Annotated in this window: 3 protein-coding genes; all 3 read right to left on the bottom strand. The window is 63.4% G+C overall.

What is annotated here, in order from left to right; genetic code table 11:
* The coding region (locus tag EN750_RS25285; RefSeq protein ID WP_145967900.1) for an ABC transporter permease at positions 1–952 on the bottom strand (952 nt) is incomplete at its 3' end.
* Positions 949–2502, bottom strand: coding sequence for a sugar ABC transporter ATP-binding protein (locus EN750_RS25290; protein WP_127398138.1), 1554 nt, complete (start codon positions 2500–2502; stop codon positions 949–951). The genes EN750_RS25285 and EN750_RS25290, both read right to left, overlap by 4 nt.
* A 155-nt stretch (positions 2503–2657) precedes the next feature.
* Positions 2658–3287 (bottom strand): substrate-binding domain-containing protein (locus EN750_RS25295; RefSeq protein ID WP_145967901.1); only part of this gene is annotated, 630 nt, incomplete at its 5' end.

Raw genomic sequence — 3287 nt, forward strand, 5'->3', positions numbered from 1 at the left:
GGCGCAGGCCGTCGAAGTAGACGATGATGATGATCAGCGCGCCGGTGATGATGCGCTGCCAGAACGAGTTGACGTTGAGCAGGTTGGCGCCGTTGTTGATGGTGGCCAGGATGAAGGCGCCGAGCAGCGGCCCATGCACGGAGCCGACCGCGCCGAACAGCGAGGTGCCGCCGATGACGGAAGACGCGATCGCCTGCAACTCCCAGCCCTCGGCCTGCGTCGGGTTGCCGATGCCGATGCGGGCGGCCAGCAGCACGCCGACAAAGGCGGCGCACAGGCCCGACAGCGTGTAGGCCATGTAGATGGTGCGCTGGACATTGACGCCGGACAGACGCGAAGCCTCGGCGTTGGAGCCGACCGAAAACAGGTATCGGCCCCAGCGGCTGTGGTGCAGGAAGATATAGGCTGGAATGCCGACCAGGATCACCATCCAGAACAGGTTGGGGATGCCGATGAAGGAATTGCGCGAGAAGGCGGTGAAGGTGTCGCTGTTGATGTTGATCGAATTGCCGTTGGTCATCAAAAGGCCGATGCCGCGCAGCGAGGTCAGCGTTGCCAGCGTGATGATGAAGGGTGGCAGGCCCATCTTGACGATGCCGAAGCCGTGGAACATGCCGATGGCGACGCCGACCAGCAGCGTCACCAGAATGGCGAGCCAGATGGGGAAGCCGGCATTGATCATCATGGCCACGACCACCGTGGCGAAACCGACCACGGCGCCGACCGACAGGTCGATGCCGCCGGTGATGATGACGAAGGTCTGGCCGACCGCCATGATGGCGATCATCGAGCCCTGGCGCAAGAGATTGGCCATGTTGTTGGCGGAGGCGAAGCTCGTCGTCGCCACGGAGAGAAGAATCCAGAGCAGAACCAGCAGCGCCAAAAGCGTCAGCCCAAACAGGACGTTGTAGTTGCGCTTCGGTTTTTCGACGGCGATCGCCTCGGTGCTCATATCTGTCCTCCCAGCTTTTCTTGTTTCTCGGCGAGCGCCTGAGTGAGAATATCCTCGTGGCTGGCGGCGTGAAAACCGTGCGTCGCCACCAGTTTGCCGCGCCGGAACACATGCAGCGTGTCGGCGAGTTCATAGACTTCCGGCAGATAGGACGAGATCAGGATGATGCCGGCGCCCTTTGACAAAAGTGCGCTGAACAGGCGGTAGATCTCGGCCTTGGTGCCGACATCGACGCCGACCGTCGGTTCGTCGAAGATGAACAGCTTGGCGCCGTGCGCCAGCCATTTGCCGATGACGATCTTCTGCTGGTTGCCGCCCGACAGGCTGGATGCCAGCGCGCCGCGCGTCGGTGTCTTGATGCGCAGATCGGCGATCTGGCGATCGGCTTGCGTCTTCTCCTGCGTGCTCGAAATCAGCAGATTGTTCGAGATACGCTTGTAGATCGGCAGGTTGAGGTTGAAGCCGACCGGCAGGTTGAGGCAGAGGCCCTGGTCGCGGCGGCTTTCCGGCGCCAGCGCCATGCCGAGCTTGATCGCGTCATGCTCGGAATTGACCTGCACCTCCTTGCCTTCCCAGAGGATATGGCCGGCGGATTTGCGGTGGCGGCCGTAAAGCGTGGTGACGAACTCGCTGCGTCCGGCGCCGATCAGGCCATAGAGTCCGACGATCTCGCCGGCGCGGACCGTCATCGAGACATTTTCGAAGCCCTTGCCGGACAGGTTCCTCGCCTCGATGAGGGCGGCGCCCGGCGTGAAATGCTCCTTGTGGTAGACCTGCTCGATCGAGCGGTTGATCATCATCTTGACCAGTTCGGCATCGTTGGTCTCGGCGATGTTGCGGGTGCCGACCAGCGTGCCGTCGCGCAGCACGGAAACACGGTCGGCGAGCTCGAACACTTCCTCCATGCGGTGGCTGATGTAGATGATCGTCACGCCTTCGCCCTTCAGCCGGCGGATCAAGGTGAAGAGCTGGTCGGCCTCCTTGCGGGTGAGGTAGGCGGTCGGCTCGTCGAAGATCAGGAATTTGGTGCCGCGCACGGTGGCGCGGGCCGCAGCAATCAGCTGCTGCTGGCCGATGGTCAGGTCCCCAAGCGTGACATGCGCCGGCAGGTCGAAGCCGAGGTCGTCGATGATCGTCTGCGCCTGCCTGACCATGGCGCGCTGCTGCAGGATGCCGAAACGCGAATTCTCCTCGCCGAGGAACATGTTGGCGGCGACCGTCAGGTGACGGCACAGCACGACTTCCTGGTGCACGGCATTGATGCCGAGCGCCATCGCCTCGTGCGGCGTCGCCAGGGCGGCCGGTTGGCCCTCCCAGGCGATCTCTCCGGAGGTGCGCGGCATGACGCCGGTCAGAAGCTTGATGAGCGTGGATTTGCCCGCGCCGTTCTCGCCGACGATGGCGTGGATCTCACCGGACTTGAAGGCGAGGTCGACCGGCTTCAGCGCGTGGGTGCCGGGATAGCGCTTCTCCAGCCCGCGCAATTCGAGGATGGTCCGCCCCGGTTCCAGCACAGGGGCCGGATGCAGTTCCTGCGCCGTCGATGTCATGACAATCCTCCCAGATTGGCCTCACGATTGGCACGCGGCGAGACAAGGATATGTCTCGAAAACAGCCTAGCCTACGCTTATGGATTGCCAAGCCGTTTGTGCGGCAGCTTGTCTCCGGGGCGAGGTGCCCCGGAGACCATTGCGGATGCGACGGCTCAGAGCTTCGGATTGAGCAGCGCGTCGATCTTGGGGTCTTTCATGTTGTCCTTGGTCACCAGATTGGCGCCGGTGTCGACATTGGCTTCGACCTTCTCGCCCTTGGAGGCGGCGAGTGCGGTCTTGATGCCGTCATAGCCCATCCGGTACGGATCCTGGACGACGAGGGCGGAAATGACGCCGTCGTTGAGGAACTTGATCAGCTTCTCGTCGCTGTCGAAACCGACCAGCGCCAGCTTGCCGCCAAGGCTGTTTTCCGCGACAGCCTGGCCGACGCCCTGCGCCATGATCAGGTTGGAAGCGAAGATGCCCTTGAGGTTCGGGTTGGCGGTGATCAGGTCGGTGGCGATGTTGAGGCCGGTGGTGGCCTGGCCGTCGGCATATTTATCGGCGACCAGCTTGAGGCCCGGATATTTGGCGGCCAGCTGTTCGGTGAAGCCCTGCTTGCGCTGTTCGAGCGAGCCGGCGCCCGGTGCGTTGGTGATCAGGGCGACGTCGCCCTCGATCTTGCCGCCGTTGGCGGCGCCGATGGCGGCTGCGAGGCCGTCGGCAGCGACGCGGCCGCCCTGGACGTTGTCGGTGGTCAGGAACGAGGTGAACGCCTTGGAGTCGGCGCCGGAGTCGATGCC

Source organism: Mesorhizobium sp. M7A.F.Ca.ET.027.03.2.1 (genome assembly GCF_003999175.1).
Classification (GTDB): Bacteria; Pseudomonadota; Alphaproteobacteria; order Rhizobiales; family Rhizobiaceae; genus Mesorhizobium.

Excerpts from the sequence above, each read along its gene's own strand:
- EN750_RS25290 (WP_127398138.1), bottom strand. The coding sequence starts at position 2,502 with ATGACATCGACGGCGCAGGAACTGCATCCGGCCCCTGTGCTGGAACCG.